Here is a 14,656-nt window from a genome sequence, read left to right as displayed (position 1 = left end):
AGAGACGGCACCCGCTGAATCAGGCGCCGCCCCTAAACCGGTTGAGAAGCTTGTGCAAGCTTCTCCTTGGCCCCACTCGCCTTAGGCGAGCTTTTCCTTAACTTCGGCCGCGACATTCGCCGGGACCTCGTCGTAGTGGCTGAACTGCATCGTGTACTGGGCGCGGCCCTGAGTGAACGAGCGCAGTTCGTTGACGTAGCCGAACATGTTGGCCAGCGGCACGTTGGCTTCGACAGCCTGTGCGTTACCGCGCGAGTCGGTGCCCTGGATCTGGCCACGACGCGAGTTGAGGTCGCCGATCACGTCGCCGAGGTAATCCTCGGGAGTGACGACCTCGACCTTCATGATCGGTTCGAGAAGCTTGATGCCAGCCTTCTGCGCGACTTCGCGCATCGCGCCGCGACCTGCGATTTCGAACGCGATCGCGCTCGAGTCGACGTCGTGGTACGCACCATCATACAGGGTGACGGTGAAGTCGATGATCGGGAAGCCGACCAGGAAGCCGCTCTCGGCCTGCTCGCGCAGACCCTTTTCGATCGCGGGGATATATTCCTTCGGAATGTTACCGCCCTTGATCTCGTCGTTGAAGACGAAGCCCTGACCGCGTTCACCCGGCTCAACCTTCAGCTTCACGCGACCGAACTGGCCCGAACCACCCGACTGCTTCTTGTGGGTGTAGTCGACGTCGACCGGCTTGCCGAGGTATTCGCGATAAGCAACCTGCGGCGCACCGACGTTGGCTTCGACCTTGAACTCGCGCTTCATGCGATCGACAAGAATGTCGAGGTGCAGCTCGCCCATGCCCTTGATGATCGTCTGGCCCGATTCGTGATCGGTCGTAACGCGGAACGAGGGGTCCTCAGCAGCCAGGCGGTTGAGGGCGACGCCCATCTTTTCCTGGTCAGCCTTGGTCTTGGGTTCGACCGACAGTTCGATAACCGGCTCGGGGAACTCCATGCGCTCAAGGATAATCGGAGCGTTCGGTGCGCACAGCGTGTCACCGGTCGTCGTTTCCTTGAGGCCCGCGATAGCAACGATGTCGCCCGCGAAGGCTTCATCGATGTCTTCACGGTTGTTGGAGTGCATCAGCAGCATGCGGCCGATCTTTTCCTTCTTGTCCTTAACCGAGTTCAGGACCGCACCCTTGGCAAGCTTGCCCGAGTAGATGCGCGTGAAGGTGAGCGAACCGACGAACGGGTCGTTCATGATCTTGAAGGCCAGCGCCGAGAACGGCTCGTCGTCGCTTGACGGACGGGTCTGTTCTTCATCGCTGTCGGGCAGAACGCCCTTGATGGCCGGAACGTCGAGCGGCGACGGCATGTAGTCGACAACCGCGTCGAGCAGGGGCTGAACGCCCTTATTCTTGAAGGCCGAGCCACAGGTAACCGGCACGAAGTCACGCGCCATGGTGCCCTTGCGGATCAGCTTCTTGAGCGTCGCGACGTCGGGCTCGTTACCTTCGAGGTACTGCTCCATGACATCATCGTCCTGTTCGACGACGGTCTCGATCAGCTGCTCGCGGTATTCGGCGACCTTGTCAGCCATGTCGGCCGGAATGTCGACGAACTCGTACTTCGCGCCGAGGTCTTCTGCCTGCCACACGATGCCGCGGTTGTTGACCAGGTCGACAACGCCCTCAAGGTCGCTTTCCGCGCCGATCGGGAGATAGAGCACCAGCGGCTTCGCGCCGAGGCGGTCGATGATCGACTGTACGCAGTAGTAGAAGTCTGCGCCGGTGCGGTCGAGCTTGTTGATGAAGCACATCCGGGGCACGCCGTACTTGTCAGCCTGGCGCCACACGGTTTCGGACTGCGGTTCGACGCCTGCTACGCCGTCGAAGACTGCAACCGCACCGTCGAGCACGCGCAGCGAGCGTTCGACTTCGATGGTGAAGTCGACGTGGCCGGGGGTGTCGATGATGTTGATGCGGTACTTGGGCATGTCAGCACGCAGGTCTTCGGGAGCCGAGCGCGGATCCATGGTCGGATCTTCGGGGGTCCAGAAGGTGGTGGTGGCAGCCGACGTGATCGTGATGCCGCGTTCCTGCTCCTGCTCCATCCAGTCCATGGTGGCGGCGCCGTCGTGGACTTCGCCGATCTTGTAGGACTTGCCGGTGTAGTAGAGGATACGCTCGGTCGTGGTCGTCTTGCCGGCATCGATGTGAGCCATGATGCCGATGTTACGATAGCGTTCCAGCGGATATTCGCGCGCCATGGAAAATTCCTTAGGGGCTTAAGAATTGGGTTCGGGGAGAGCCCGCAGACCCGCCCCATATAGTGACTAATATGACCATCTGAAGACGCGGCAGGCGAGCACTAGGGCTCGGGCCACCGCGCCACAGATACGTCTTACCAGCGGTAGTGGCTGAACGCGCGGTTTGCGTCTGCCATGCGGTGGGTGTCCTCGCGCTTCTTCACGGCGTTGCCGCGGTTGTTCGAGGCATCCATCAGTTCGCCCGACAGGCGAGCCGCCATGGTGGTTTCCGGACGGTTGCGAGCCGCCGTGATCAGCCAGCGGATGGCCAGCGCCTGTGCACGCTCGGGGCGGACTTCGACGGGGACCTGGTAGGTCGCACCACCGACGCGGCGGCTGCGGACCTCGATCTGCGGCATGACGTTGCCCAGCGCATCGTGGAACAGCTGGACCGGATCGCTCTTGGCCTTGGCTTCGATGGTGTCGAGAGCGCCATAGACGATCTTTTCAGCAACAGCCTTCTTACCGTCGAGCATGAGGTTGTTCATGAACTTCGACAGGACCTGATCACCGAACTTCGGATCAGGCAGGATTTCCCGCTTTTCGGGACGACGACGACGTGACATGTCGCTTGCTTCCTTCTTCTTGTCGCCAACCTTCTCAATTCGTCATCCCCGCGCAGGCGGGGATCCAGAGGCGGATGGCGTTGAACTCAAAAAACCTTGGGGCTGGATCCCCGACAAAATCGCCGATTGCGATTTTTCGAGGATGACCATGCCCCCGGCATGATCACTTCGGACGCTTCGCGCCGTACTTCGAACGGCTCTGCTTGCGGTCCTTGACGCCCTGGGTGTCGAGCACGCCGCGAAGGACGTGGTAACGGACACCGGGAAGGTCGCGAACACGGCCGCCGCGGATGAGCACAACGCTGTGCTCCTGCAGGTTGTGGCCTTCGCCCGGGATGTAGCTGATGACTTCGCGGCCGTTGGTCAGGCGCACCTTGGCGACCTTGCGAAGTGCCGAGTTCGGCTTCTTCGGGGTCGTGGTGTAAACGCGGGTGCAAACACCGCGCTTCTGCGGGTTCTGCTCCATCGCAGGGACCTTGCTCTTGGCCTTCTGCGGGACGCGGCCCTTGCGGACCAGCTGGTTGATAGTAGGCATTTAGCTTCCTTCCTTGGCCGACAGGGTTTCCCCCGCCGGGTTGCGCCCTCCCCCGCGCCCTTATCGAGAAGGTGCGAATGGGATCGGGCCAAAAAACTCTTGGCCGAGCCGTTTGCCAGCGATGGAAGGAATGGATCGGGCGAGTGCGGCGGGCAGGCCTTTATATAAGGCCCCGCCATCAGGCATCGCACGAACCGAAACGCTCCACCTGCAAGGCAGGTTACTTTGACGGATATCCGGGCGGGCAATTGCCCATTCCCCCAAAAGGAAAAAGACCCGCGACTGGCGCGAGCCTTACCGTATCACCGGCAATGTTCAGCTCTATGATCGGCGGTGATGGAGAAACCCAACCCCTCGACTGGCCGCGCCCCTACGCGGATTTGGGGCGGGGGTCAATCTCAATTCTCGCGCAACACAGAAGCATTCGAAATTTCAGAGTACGGACCACGAAGCTCATGCAGATCTTCGCGATCATCTCGACCGCGAGCATGAAAAACATCTCTCGACATGCGCAAAGCTGATTCCGCCTCAGAAAGTCGGATTTCAAATTCCAAGCGATCACTTAGAGTATTATTTCTATATTCAAATTCACCTGAAGCCAATTTGATAAGGCGTAATAAGATACTCTCAATATTTAAGGCATCCCAATGATTTGACTTACGTGAAACACGAAACACAAGAAGAGCAATCTGTAAAATAATGGCCGATATCGCAAGCAATGAAAATGCGAAAAAATACATTTGGTCAATTCTCAGACCTTGCACCACCTGCTGATTGTAAATGAAGGCAATCATGAATAAGGCTATGATAAAAGAAAAGACAGAGAACCAAAGCGAGTTTCTTTGGCGAATTTCTCTCTCCATCTGATCATCACAAACCGATCTAAGCTTGCTCGTGTACTCTAAAAGTAAGCTCAAAATCTTGTCCGGATCGGAGTTATAACTCATTGCCCGCCCGCTTTCTCAATAAGCGAATCAATTTTTCGCATAAAATCTCGAAGAGATTTATTTCTCGCATCCAGATCATAGCCAGCCTGTACCGGCGCAACAATCTCACCCGATTGTGATGTCAAATTCGATATGGTCAAGGCTACAGGGCAGATCTCATGCTGAAAAGCACCGGACCCCAATCGAGCTTCCAATCTCTTCAATGCCTCCGCGTACTCCCCGTCGCGATAGTGCGCAACTACCGCCTCCTCTCGATCAAACCAAAGATCCTTTTTGTTCACCAATGTCAGCATCCACAGCGGACGAGATACCGCAGACAAGCCGGAAACAAGCTCGTTGAGGGCATCCAACTCTTTTTTACGGCAAGACTCTAGATATTGCTCCGAAAAATCACCAACATCCATTCCCTCCTGCCATATATCGGTACCCTTTATCGTTTGAGTGCCGATCGCATGATACCCATAAGAAACAACATTGATTAATCCGTAAGAATTATTTTTTACGATCTCTTCGTATAATTTAGGCCAGTGCTTGTTTGTTCTCCTTAATTGGCCAGGCGCTATTTTTATTTTACCTGGAATATTTCCAGAAAGATTTATAACTTCTGTCCAAAGCGATTCTTCGTAGTTGTGGGCCGCGCGATCTTTGTCTTCCCCCGCAATTACACGGCCCGCGGTAGATTTGCCTACACCGCCTGCACCAAAAATAGGCAGGATCACAGGCCCTCGTGTATAGCGCCAATACAACCGTTTCGATTGCTTGATGATCATCGGCGACGACTTTGACAGCTGGCTTACCGCACCTGCTGTCTTCCCTATTGCTATCAGTATTTCAGCTCCGCCGAGCCCCATATTGCGCCCCTCGATTAAAGTTTCTAGCTGGTCTCTATTAGCTACATTTTATTTTCCTACACCCCCTCTCTCCCCCTAATCCCCAGCGCCCCGTCCCACGCACCGGAGCGCGTCCATGTCCGATCCCTTCCCCTTCACGCCAGTCGAGCGGGCCGCTCATGCGCGGCTCGATGCGCAGCGGCAGAGGGACTTCATCGCGGTGCTGGCGCAATGCGGGTTCGTGGGCGAGGCGGCGCTTCGGGTCGGGGTCTCGGTCGCGGCGCTGGAGAAGCTGCGCTACGCGGCAGGGGGCGAGGAATTTCGCGCGGCCTGGGACGCGGCGCGCTCGTGCCCCTCAGCCCGCGAGGCAAGGCGCGCGGCGAGACGCACCGGTAGACGCGCTTCGCGCCCCTCGCCTGACCTCAGGCAGGCAGAGCCGCCGGTCTTTCCGCCGGACGAGGTGAGCGCGGGGATTGGCGCTGATGGTGGCGGGTTGGAAGGTCCGCTTCATTGCAGTTCCTCCCGCCCTTCGCGGCGGACGTCCTATCTCGCGTTTCGGGGCGATCCGCCCTCTCCCGACGATCCGCTGCTGGGCTTTGCGCCCTATCTCCACGCCCGCCCCCGCCGCAACTCGATCACGCCGGCCCGCCAGCGCGCCTTCATCGCAGCGCTCGCCGCGACAGGCTCTGTCACGCAGGCCGCCCGCGAAATCGGGGCGAGCCTGGAGGCGCTCTACCGCCTGCGCTCCCGCGGCGGGGCGGAAGGCTTTGCCAGGGCGTGGGACAAGGCGGTCGATGCCGGCATGGCGCGGCTGGAGGACACCGCGCTCATCCGCGCGATGGAGGGCGAGCTGCGCCCCGTCGTCAGCGGCGGCAGGGTCGTGGCATGGTATCGCCGCCACAACGATGCGCTCACCATGTTCATGCTGCGCCACCGCCGCGCCCACCGCTATGGCTCGGAGGCAGAGCGCGCCGGGACAGAGGGGCCGGACGAGCAGGAGATCATCGATTCCATCAACCGCAAGCTCGACCTGATGCGGGCGAGGATGGAGGGACGCGAAGGGATTGCGTGATGGCGAGCGTTTGCATAGGGTCGGGCGCATGAACGGTCCTGTCCTCGTCGCCACGAACCTTTCCGCCAGAGACGACCGCGCGATCGACCGCGCCGCGATGATGGCAAAACTGCGGGGGGTGGAACTCGTCGCCGTCCACGTCGTGAAGCCCGGCAGCAAGCGGGCGCAGGACATGGACGCCGCCCGCGCCGCCTTGCAGGACGTAATCCCCAACGGGGTGGACGCGCGGCTGGAACTGCCCGTCGGCTCGCCCCCGCTCGAAATCCCGCGCCTTGCCGACGAACTGGGCGCGCAGCTGATCGTGACGGGCGTGGCGCGCTTTAACGATATCGGCGACTATTTCCTCGGCACCGCGGTCGATCACCTGCTGCGACAGGCGCTGGTGCCGGTGCTGGTGGTGAAACGCCGCGCGCATGGCGCATACGAACGGCTGCTGGCGGCGACCGACCTGTCGGAAACCTCGGCCGGCGCGATCCGCGCGGCCGGAGAACTGTTCCCCGATCCGCCGCTGCACGTGGTTCACGGCTGGCACGTGCCCTTTGCGGGCTGGCAGAAGGCGCTGCACGTGCGTGAGGATACCGAGAAAGAGGCGAAGAAGGCGCTGGACGCATTCCTCGCCGATGCGGGGCTCTCCCCTGCCCTTAAAAAGCGCATCAAGGCCGAAACCCGCGACGGTGGGGCAGAGCGTGCGGTGATGGATGCGATTGCTGCGCATGACGCCGACCTGCTGGTGCTTGGCACGCAAGGCTGCGGCGGCTTCCGCCACGCGGCGCTGGGCAGCACGGCGAGCCAGCTTCTCTCCAGCGCGCCATGCGACGCATTGGTCGTCCCGCCGGAGTGCTAAAGGCGGGCAAAACGCCCTCTATCAAATGATTTAGGCACCCGTTCCGGCCCGTGATAGGCTGACCGCCTCATCGCGCTTACAGGGCGTGTCTGGAACAAGCGCCCGAAGCGCCCACGAGGAGGGTGCCAATGGCCTATTCCGATACCAGCCACGGTCCGAACCGGACCCGGACGATTGCAACCGTCGCCATCATTCACGCAGGTCTGGGATATGCCCTGCTGACCGGGTTCGCGGGCGGCGTGATCACCGAGGCCGGAGATTCGATCAAATCGATCTTCATTCCCGAGGACAAGGTCGAGATCATCCCGCTCGACCCGATCGAGCAGCCCAAGGAAGACATCCGCGAAGTCCCCGCGCCCGACACCAAGATCGTCCCGATGGACAGCCCGCTCGACCGCACGAGCGAGTTCGTGGTGCCAAAGATCCCTATCCCCGACACCTTTCCGACGAGCCGCTCGAACGAGATCATCGAGCTTCCCGTAGAGGCGACGCAGCCCGCACCGCTCTACACACCCAAGGCCGCCGCACCCCGCGGCAATCCCGGCACCTGGGTCACGCAGGATGACTATCCGTCGCGCATGATCCGCCGAGGGATCGAAGGGACCACCGGCTTCCGCCTGACCATCGATGCGCGCGGGCAGGTTACCGATTGCACCGTCACCTCGTCGAGCGGCGCGGCCGATCTCGACAAGGCGGCCTGCACATCCCTGTCCAGGCGGGCAAAGTTCGAAGCCGCGCGCGACGGTAACGGGGATGCCATACCCGGCACGTATTCCAGCAGAATTGTCTGGCGCCTGCCCTGACGGCGGCGACCAGACGTGGGGGAGCGGCCCCGCCCCTTACCGGGCGGGGCCGTTTGCATTATGAGCCTTGCGAAACTTAACCGTACGGATCGCAAGACAAGGAATGGATTGATGGAAGCCGATTTCTGGCACGCTCGCTGGGACGCGATGGAGATCGGATTTCATGAGGGGGAAGCAAACGACCTGCTGGTCCGTCACTTGCCCTCGCTGGACCTTGCAGAAGGCGCGCGCATCTTTGTGCCCCTGTGCGGCAAGGCGCACGACATGGCCTGGCTCGCCGCGCAAGGTTTCGAGGTCGTCGGCGTTGAATTGAGCGCCAAGGCCGTCGGCCAGTTCTTCGAGGAAATGGACGTCGCGCCCGAGATTGCCGGACACGGCAGCCTGACACGCTTTTCCGCAGGCTCGATCACGATCTACGCGGGCGATCTATTCGCGCTCGACGGTGCGACGCTGAGCGGCGTGGATGCCGTTTACGACCGCGCTTCGCTGGTCGCCATGCCCGCTTCGATGCGCGACAACTATGCGCATCAGGTCCGCGCCCTGACGCCTGCTGCGAAACGCCTGCTGATCACATTCGCCTACGACCAGTCGCAGATGGAGGGTCCGCCCTTCTCGATCAACACTGCCGAAGTCGAGCGGCTGTTCGCAGGCGATTACGACCTGACCTGTCTGGAAGAGCGCGACGTCGAAGGTGGGCTCAAAGGCAGGATCCCCGCCACCGAGGCGGCATGGCGAATGATCCCGCGCTAGATCAGGCCCAAAATCAGACGCGCGTGAGGAACTCGACCAGCGCCTTCACTTTCTTTTGCCGCCACTGCGGGCGCGGCGCGACGAACCAGTAGCCATACCGGTTCTCCTCGACCTCGCCCTCGGCCACCAGCTCGCCCGCCTCGATCGCGCGTTCGACCAATTCCAGCGGCAGGAGCGTGCGGCCAAGGCCCGCGGCGGCAGCGGCGAGGGCCTGTCCGGTCGCGCCGACCTGCATCGTCTCTTCCTCGCCTTCGGGCGCGGGGCCGCCGGGCCATGCAATCCAGCCGCGCGCACCATCGGGCGCCGCGACGACGACGACGCGCCCCGGCCTAAGCAGGACGCCTTCGTGGTCGCCGGGGCCGTCTGCTAGGCGCACCGCGAAGTCGAGGTTCGCCTCGGTAAAGTCGGTCTGCGCGCCGCCTGCCATGTGAAAGCGGGTGTCGGGGTTTTCCTTGCGGAAATCGGCCAGCCGGTGCGCGAACCACGCGCCGAAGAAGTCGCGCGGCGCGGCAAAGGTGAAGTTGTGGCTGGACTGCCCCGCCTGCATCGCCTCGACCGCTTCCTCGAAACGCAGGAACCCTTCGCGCAGGGAATCGAGACCGGCAATCGCTTCGTCGGTCAGTTCCAGCCCCTTGGGCGTGCGGCGGAATAGCACGACGCCGAGCAGGTCTTCGAGCGCGCGAATCTGCTGGCCCACGGCGGCCGGAGTCACGGCCAGTTCGTCCGCCGCACGGGTGAACGACAAGTGCCGTGCCGCGGCGTCGAGCACGCGCAGGCCATTAAGGGGAAGATGCGTCCGCTTCATTGCAAGCCGCGCCATAAGCCCAGCCGGCGATTTGGGCAACGGGCGAAGAAGTCTGGCGAAGGCGATGGGCCGTTTCGCAAGTCGGGGACTAAAGCTGCGGACGGGCAGACACTTGCGCGGGGCGGCGGTATCCTGCGCCCGGTTGGATACGGGGTGATTTGCATGGGCAAGGAGTGGGACAGGGATCGGATCGAACGCGGCGGCTTCCTGCTGTTCCTTGCCGCGATCACGGCAGCGACGCTCTTTATCGCGTGGCCCTTCCTGCCGCCGTTGTTCTGGGCCTTGTTGGCCGCGATCATGTTCCAACCGCTGAACCGCCGGATGTTGCTGATCCTGCGCGGGCGGAAGAACTATGCCGCGCTGGCTTCGCTATTGATCATCACGGTTGCCGTGCTGGTTCCGGCCATGGTGATCGGCACGATGGTCGTCGATCAGGCGACCGGCATCTACCTTGCCCTTCAGGACCAGCAGTTCGATGCCGGCACCATCTTCGACCGCGTGCGCGACGGGCTGCCTGCGAGAATGCAGGTTTTGCTCGACAATTCGGGCTACGGCGAATTCGAGATGCTGCGCGACAAGGTGACGGAGATAGCGCGCGAATCCGTGGGATTTATCGCGACGCGGGCGATCGCCATCGGCGGCGGCGCGCTGGGCTTCGTACTGAGCTTCGGCGTCGGCCTTTACGTAACCTATTTCCTGCTGCGCGACGGGCGCGCCATTGGCCATGCCGTGCGCCGCGCCCTCCCCATGCCGCCGGAAGTTTCGCGGCAGGTCGTGGACCGGTTCGTCGCGATCATCCGCGCGACGATCAAGGGCTCTGTCGTCGTCGGACTGGTGCAAGGTGCGCTGGGTGCGATCACGTTCTGGATCGCGGGCCTGCCTGCCGCCGTGCTGTTCGGATTGCTGATGGCGATCTTTTCGCTTCTGCCCGCGCTTGGTCCTGCCATCGTCTGGCTGCCTGCGGCGGTCTATCTTCTGGCGATCGGCGACATCTGGCAGGGCGTCATGGTGATCGTGTCGGGTGTCGCGGTGATCGGCATGGCGGACAACGTGCTGCGACCTATCCTGGTGGGGCGCGACACGGGGATTCCGGACTGGATCATTCTGGTATCGACCCTCGGCGGCATCGCGGCCTTCGGAGTCAGCGGCATTGTGGCCGGCCCCTTGGTGGCGGGGCTGTTCCTGTCCGGCTGGGCGATCATGCACCCGCCAGTAGAGGACGATGCTGACGCGCCCGTGCCGGTCACTTAGCAAATTCGCTTAATGATGGTATGATCGGCCCATTCGGGGGTCGCGATGTCCTGTTGGGGAGGACTCGTCATGGGTGCCATTCGCCTCGTTTTCGCCGTCGCGTCATATCTGCTTTTCTTCGCGACGTTCCTCTATCTCGCCGCGTTCGTCGGCAATGTCTTCGCACCGAAAACCATCGATGCGGGCGGTGCGCTCGATCCCGTCGCGGCGGCGGTCGTCGACGTCTTCCTGATCTCGCTGTTCGGGCTGCAGCATTCGGTCATGGCGCGAAGCGGCTTCAAGCGGAAGCTGACACAGTTCGTCCATCCGAGCATTGAGCGCAGCGTCTATGTCCTCGCCACCGTGGGCGTGCTGTGGATCATGTTCGCGCTTTGGCAGCCGATTCCGGCCGTGGTCTGGGCAACCGAAGGCACCGCGGCGGTCGTGCTCTGGGGACTGTTCGCGATCGGGTGGACCATCGTGTTCCTGTCGACGTGGATGCTCGACCATTTCGAACTGTTCGGCCTGCGGCAGGCGTGGTTCGGCTTCACGGGCAAGAACGACCATGCGCCGCGCTTCCGCGAGCCGATGTTCTACCGCTATGTGCGCCACCCGCTCTATTTCGGGATGCTGATCGCGTTCTGGGCCATTCCGGTGATGACCGTGGGGCACCTGCTCTTCGCAGGGGTGATGTCGGTCTATGTCCTGATGGCGATCCGGTGGGAGGAACGCGACCTCACCCATGCGCTGGGCGAGGCCTATACCGATTATCGCAAGCGGGTCGGGATGATCGTGCCGGGGATCGGCAAGGCGCGCTAGATCAGCGCGCGGTAGCCGGGGCGGCGAGCGGGAAGAACGGGATCGCCGCCTCGAACTTCGTGCCGTCGTCGCGGACGAAGCCATAGTATCCTTCCATCGAACCAAGCGAGGTTTCGAGCGGGCAGCCCGATACGTAGTCGTGGCTTTCGCCCGGTTCCAGCCGCGGCATTTCGCCGACGATGCCTTCGCCGTCGACAAGGCTGACGCGGTCATTCCCGTCAGTGATCCGCCAGTGCCGCGTGACGAGGCGAGCGGCCTCTTCACCCTCGTTCTCGATCCGGATGTGATAGGCCCAGAACCAGCGCCCCGCGGCAACCTGCGACTGTTCCGGCAGGAAGCTTGCGGAAACCCGCACGGTTATGCCGTTGGTAGTGGCTACGTGATCGAAGAACTGGTTCATCATTTCATATAGCAGCCTAGACGATCACCCCCCGCCCCCGCAAATCCCGGAGGCCCGATATGGTGGAAAGTGCCGCCGTTAGTGCGCGATGACGGTGTCCGAATCGCACTCGAAGAACCAGCTGGCCCCGCCTTGCGAGAAGTTGAGGCTGGTCGTCGCATCCAGTGCGGTCACCGGAATGTCGCGAATGACCGAAGTGCCGAACCCGGTGCGGGTCGGCGGCATGACTTCGGGCCCGCCGGTTTCACGCCACGTCAGCTGGAAGCGCCCGTCGCGGTCTTCCCAGACGATCGACACCTTGCCGCCATCGACCGACAGCGCGCCGTACTTCAGTGCATTGGTCGCCAGTTCGTGCAGCGCCATGCCCAGCGTTTCCGCCGCGCGCGAGGTAATGTCCACTTCCGGCCCGTCGTATTCGATCCGCGTCCCTGCGATGTCGAGCGCGAAGGCCAGCTGCGCGCGAACGAGTTCGTGCATTTCCACCCGCGTCCATGCGCGGCGCACCAACAGGTCCTGGTTCGCGGCCAGCGCTTCCAAGCGGCGAACGAAGCGCTTCAGAAAGTCGTCATTGCCCGGCGCAGACCGGCGGGCGAGCGACTGGATCACCGTCAGCATGTTCTTGGACCGATGGTTCACCTCGGTCAGCAGCGTCTCGATCGATTCCGCCTGCGCGCGTTGTTCGGTGACGTCGGTATTGGTGCCGAACCAGTAGGCGATTTCGCCGTTTTCATCCTTGATCGGCCGCGCCCGTGACAGGAACCAGCGATAGCGCCCGTCGCGTCCGCGCAAGGGGAACGTGTCTTCCCAGATCTCTCCACTGTCCCAGCTGCGCTGGATGCGTTCAACGACGCGGTCGACGTGGTCGGGGTGGTGGACCTGTTTCCAGCCCCACCCTTCCATGTCGGACAGGGTCGTGCCGGTGTAGTCGAACCAGCGCTTGTTGTACCAGAAGATCCAGCCCTTCGAATCCGCGATCCACGCCAGCTGCGACATGTTGTCGGCCAGCATCTTGAAGCGGCGTTCGCTCTCGGCCAGTTGCTGGCGCGCCAGTTCCAGCGCGCCGACGTCGCGGGCGATCTTGCTGGCGCCGATGATCTTGCCGTGTTCGTCGCGCACCGGCGACACGGTGACCGAGACGCGCACCGATGCACCCGTCTTGCGCAGGCGTGTGGTGTGGAGCGAGGAGACCCGCCGCCCCGCCGCGATCTGGCGAAGGATCGCGTCCTCCTCCATCTGGCGTTCTTCGGGGATCAGCCTGCGGACGGACTGCCCGATCATTTCGGACGCGGTATAGCCGAAGAGCCGCTCGGCCCCCGGATTCCAGCTTGTCACGATACCGTCGAGCGTCTTCGAGACGATCGCGTCGTCCGAACCCTCGATGATCGCGGCCAGCAAGGCTTCGGGCGCAACGGAGGGAAACGCAGGCGCGCCTCCCCCGATCTGCAGGTCTACCGCATCGCCCGAGGTGCGCGAAGCGCGGCCTTCGGGCCGACCATCGTCAAGATCGGAATCGAACTTCAAGTGCCGATCCGGCGGATCGCGCGCAACACGTTCCTAGAGACCAGCCGCCGCCAGCCCCCGCGCGAGGTCTTCGATGAGATCGTCCGCATCCTCAAGTCCGACATTCAGGCGCAACATTCCTTCCGACACACCCATCTCGGCCCGTGCTTCCGGTCCGACCGAATGGTGAGTCGTGCTGGCAGGATGGCACATAAGGGACCGCGCGTCCCCGATATTGTTCGAAAGATCTATAAGCTCCAACGCGTCGAGAAAGGCGTGCGCCTGCTCGCGACCGCCGTCGAGAACGATTGAAAAGATGCAGCCCGGCATCGTCATCTGCTTCATCGCCAGCGCGTGACGCGGATGGCGTTCAAGCCCCGGATGCAGGATCGTGGGCACCCGGTCCTCAAGGAAACGGCCCAGTTTCAGCGCATTGTCGCACTGCTGGCGCGCGCGCAGGTGGAGCGTTTCCAGCCCCTTCAGCACGACCCACGCATTGAACGGCGACAGGTTCGGCCCGGTGTTGCGCTGGAACGGAAGCAGCTTGTCCTGGATGAATTCCTCGCTGCCGCAGACGGCACCGGCCAGCACGCGGCCCTGCCCGTCCATCAGTTTTGTCGCAGAATAAGCCACAACGTCGGCACCGAAATCCATCGGACGCTGCATGATCGGCGTGCAGAAGGCATTGTCGACGACAGTCGTGATGCCGTGCGCTTTCGCAAGCCCGCAGACATATTCGAGGTCGACGATGTCGAGAGTCGGGTTTGCCGGAGTCTCGAAGAAGAAGACCTTGGTGTTGGGCCGGATCGCGGCTTCCCACGCGGCATTGTCGGTCGCGTCGATGACCGTGCCCTCGACGCCGAAGCGCGGCAGCAGGCTGTCGACCAGCCAGCGGCACGAACCGAAGGCGGCGCGCGCGGCGACGATGTGATCGCCTGCCGAAAGCTGGCAGAGCAGCGCTGCGGTCATCGCGGCCATGCCCGATGCCTGCGTGCGGCACGCCTCTGCCCCTTCGAGGATGGCGATGCGTTCTTCCAGCATCTGTACGGTGGGGTTCTGCAGACGCGAATAGGTCATGCCGTCCTGCTCACCCGCAAAGCGCGCGGCAGGCGTTGCCGCGTCTTCGTAGGTATAGCCGGAAGTGGCGAAGATCGCTTCGCTGGTCTCACCCATCTCGCTGCGCCAGGTGCCTGCGCGAACGGCCTGCGTGGCCGGACGCCAGTTGCGAGTGATCGAGCGGTCCTGTCCTGTCGTGCGTTTCATGGCCCTGCCGTTAGCGCCGCCCCGTGGCCCATGCAATCG

At 62.5% G+C, this 14,656-nt stretch carries 15 protein-coding genes; 6 read left to right on the top strand and 9 right to left on the bottom strand.

Annotation, left to right across the window (positions count from 1 at the left end; all coding sequences use genetic code 11):
* Positions 1 to 81 precede the first annotated feature (81 nt).
* The 5 genes from fusA to KIH45_RS01040 all read right to left on the bottom strand — a co-directional run bounded on the left by fusA (position 82) and on the right by KIH45_RS01040 (position 5,152).
* A complete protein-coding gene (fusA, locus tag KIH45_RS01060; protein WP_213174162.1) occupies positions 82 to 2,214 on the bottom strand; it encodes an elongation factor G in 2,133 nt (710 codons plus the stop codon).
* A 134-nt stretch (positions 2,215 to 2,348) separates the two neighbouring features.
* Positions 2,349 to 2,819 carry a 30S ribosomal protein S7 gene (rpsG, locus tag KIH45_RS01055; protein ID WP_213174161.1) on the bottom strand — a complete coding sequence of 157 codons (471 nt, stop codon included), beginning with the start codon at positions 2,817 to 2,819 and terminating at the stop codon, positions 2,349 to 2,351.
* Between the two features lie 163 nt (positions 2,820 to 2,982).
* The gene (gene rpsL / locus KIH45_RS01050) at positions 2,983 to 3,354 is read right to left on the bottom strand and encodes a 30S ribosomal protein S12 (RefSeq protein WP_047820267.1); all 372 of its coding nucleotides are present in this window, start codon (positions 3,352 to 3,354) and stop codon (positions 2,983 to 2,985) included.
* 398 nt (positions 3,355 to 3,752) lie between these two features.
* Positions 3,753 to 4,301, bottom strand: coding sequence for a hypothetical protein (locus KIH45_RS01045; protein WP_213174160.1), 549 nt, complete (start codon positions 4,299 to 4,301; stop codon positions 3,753 to 3,755).
* Complete coding sequence (locus tag KIH45_RS01040; protein WP_213174159.1) at positions 4,298 to 5,152, bottom strand: hypothetical protein; 855 nt, start codon at positions 5,150 to 5,152, stop codon at positions 4,298 to 4,300. Before KIH45_RS01040 ends, KIH45_RS01045 begins: the two co-directional genes overlap by 4 nt.
* Before the next feature lie 115 nt (positions 5,153 to 5,267).
* Between KIH45_RS01040 and KIH45_RS19035 the strand changes: the two genes are divergently transcribed.
* From KIH45_RS19035 to tmpT, 4 genes are all read left to right on the top strand, one after another.
* Positions 5,268 to 6,203 (top strand): hypothetical protein, encoded by a 936-nt coding sequence (locus KIH45_RS19035; protein ID WP_225899573.1) that lies wholly within the window; start codon positions 5,268 to 5,270, stop codon positions 6,201 to 6,203.
* Positions 6,204 to 6,231: 28 nt separating this feature from the next.
* On the top strand, positions 6,232 to 7,047 hold the full coding sequence (locus KIH45_RS01030) for a universal stress protein (protein ID WP_213174158.1): 816 nt from the start codon (positions 6,232 to 6,234) through the stop codon (positions 7,045 to 7,047).
* A gap of 128 nt (positions 7,048 to 7,175) precedes the next feature.
* Positions 7,176 to 7,850 carry an energy transducer TonB gene (locus KIH45_RS01025; RefSeq protein ID WP_213174157.1) on the top strand — a complete coding sequence of 225 codons (675 nt, stop codon included), beginning with the start codon at positions 7,176 to 7,178 and terminating at the stop codon, positions 7,848 to 7,850.
* A gap of 111 nt (positions 7,851 to 7,961) precedes the next feature.
* Positions 7,962 to 8,600, top strand: coding sequence for a thiopurine S-methyltransferase (gene tmpT, locus KIH45_RS01020; protein ID WP_213174156.1), 639 nt, complete (start codon positions 7,962 to 7,964; stop codon positions 8,598 to 8,600).
* A gap of 13 nt (positions 8,601 to 8,613) precedes the next feature.
* Here the strand turns inward: tmpT and KIH45_RS01015 are convergent, their stop codons facing one another.
* Positions 8,614 to 9,405: a LysR family transcriptional regulator gene (locus KIH45_RS01015; RefSeq protein WP_213174155.1), complete on the bottom strand. Its 792-nt coding sequence runs from the start codon at positions 9,403 to 9,405 to the stop codon at positions 8,614 to 8,616.
* Between the two features lie 162 nt (positions 9,406 to 9,567).
* Between KIH45_RS01015 and KIH45_RS01010 the strand changes: the two genes are divergently transcribed.
* Together KIH45_RS01010 and mddA are read left to right on the top strand one after the other, a co-directional pair.
* Positions 9,568 to 10,656, top strand: a complete 1,089-nt coding sequence (locus tag KIH45_RS01010; RefSeq protein WP_213174154.1) for an AI-2E family transporter — start codon at positions 9,568 to 9,570, stop codon at positions 10,654 to 10,656.
* Positions 10,657 to 10,725: 69 nt separating this feature from the next.
* On the top strand, positions 10,726 to 11,454 hold the full coding sequence (mddA, locus tag KIH45_RS01005; protein ID WP_213174153.1) for a methanethiol S-methyltransferase: 729 nt from the start codon (positions 10,726 to 10,728) through the stop codon (positions 11,452 to 11,454).
* A 1-nt stretch (position 11,455) separates the two neighbouring features.
* On the opposite strand, the gene apaG is transcribed toward mddA, so the two are convergent.
* The 3 genes from apaG to KIH45_RS00990 form a co-directional block, all read right to left on the bottom strand.
* A complete protein-coding gene (gene apaG, locus KIH45_RS01000) occupies positions 11,456 to 11,854 on the bottom strand; it encodes a Co2+/Mg2+ efflux protein ApaG (RefSeq protein WP_213174641.1) in 399 nt (132 codons plus the stop codon).
* 78 nt (positions 11,855 to 11,932) lie between these two features.
* Positions 11,933 to 13,375: a sensor histidine kinase gene (locus tag KIH45_RS00995; protein ID WP_225899572.1), complete on the bottom strand. Its 1,443-nt coding sequence runs from the start codon at positions 13,373 to 13,375 to the stop codon at positions 11,933 to 11,935.
* Positions 13,376 to 13,408: 33 nt separating this feature from the next.
* Positions 13,409 to 14,617 (bottom strand): trans-sulfuration enzyme family protein, encoded by a 1,209-nt coding sequence (locus KIH45_RS00990; protein ID WP_213174152.1) that lies wholly within the window; start codon positions 14,615 to 14,617, stop codon positions 13,409 to 13,411.
* Positions 14,618 to 14,656: the final 39 nt, after the last annotated feature.

Origin of the sequence: Croceicoccus gelatinilyticus (assembly GCF_018398395.1) — a bacterium.
In the GTDB taxonomy this organism is placed as follows: Bacteria; Pseudomonadota; Alphaproteobacteria; order Sphingomonadales; family Sphingomonadaceae; genus Croceicoccus; species Croceicoccus gelatinilyticus.
This window is presented reverse-complemented; position numbering and strand designations above follow the sequence as displayed.